Consider the following 303-nt stretch of genomic DNA (forward strand, 5'->3'; position numbering starts at 1 on the left):
CAGCGCAGGAACTTCCCGAACGGCGCCCCGGACCCTCTATACGACAAAGAAGGGGTGGTCTACGGATTCACCAATGACTATGATGATGCGACAGGAGTTTTTGTGGAGGACCCTCGGTATTATCCTGAATCACCGTTTTATGATCCAGTTCTTGCTTCGAAAGTACACCTGGTACATAGTGAATTTGACGAGCCAGATCCTTCTGTATAAACACTATGCAGTATATACGCGAATATAAGGATGCGTTCATTGTTCCGGTGTTCACTTACGAGAGCGGGTACTGGGAGAAAATCATGAAGCCTC

Annotated in this window: 1 pseudogene; it reads left to right on the top strand. The window is 47.5% G+C overall.

From position 1 onward, the window contains the following. A pseudogene (locus HMPREF2981_RS10930) lies at positions 1-210 on the top strand (hypothetical protein); the annotation flags it as partial. Positions 211-303: the final 93 nt, after the last annotated feature.

It is taken from the genome of Rothia sp. HMSC069C01, from assembly GCF_001814655.1.
GTDB classification, from domain to species: domain Bacteria; phylum Actinomycetota; class Actinomycetes; order Actinomycetales; family Micrococcaceae; genus Rothia; species Rothia dentocariosa.